The organism is Corallococcus praedator (assembly GCF_003612125.1).
In the GTDB taxonomy this organism is placed as follows: Bacteria; Myxococcota; Myxococcia; order Myxococcales; family Myxococcaceae; genus Corallococcus; species Corallococcus praedator.
The window spans coordinates 1-459 of the sequence record NZ_RAWI01000963.1 but is presented as its reverse complement, the minus strand read 5'-3'; the positions used below and the strand labels follow the sequence as shown (position 1 = coordinate 459).

The 459-nt window shown below is 52.3% G+C and carries 1 protein-coding gene; it reads right to left on the bottom strand.

The window, feature by feature from the left end; genetic code table 11:
• Window positions 1-397, bottom strand: a 397-nt coding sequence (locus D7Y13_RS47425) for a hypothetical protein (protein WP_208734613.1), incomplete at its 3' end; no start/stop codon positions are given.
• Between the last annotated feature and the right edge of the window lie 62 nt (window positions 398-459).

Genomic DNA, 459 nt, shown 5'->3' with positions numbered 1-459 from the left:
TTATGTAGGTGTCCGAGTTGCATTCCTGTCGGCGGGGATAGGTAAAGGCTGGGTACCGGTCAATGATGTACTTATTGATGCCCGGATTTGAAACGTCGTTACATCGGCTGCATCGGGAGCAAAGGCCCGTGTCCTCCAGGTAAGCGTACGCACTTTCGCGGTGCATGAAAGGCAAGTAACGCGGTTCAATATGAAGGTGCTCTTGCTGGCAGGTTTCGCAGTAAAGATCTTCCCAGCAGCCGGTTTTGGCTAACTCAATTAAAAACCGGGCAAAGTCTGTGACGACTTCACTAACGGGATGATCAATCAGGTAATCGGGAGCCGGACTGAGTGGGAACAGTGTGGCTCCGTAAATACGTTTGACGCTCGCTTCGATAAAGTCAGCTTCCTCGTTCATACGTTCTAAGGCGCCCGGCAGAAAATTGGACCTGCCGTATCCTGGCCGTCGCCAGTAAGGGG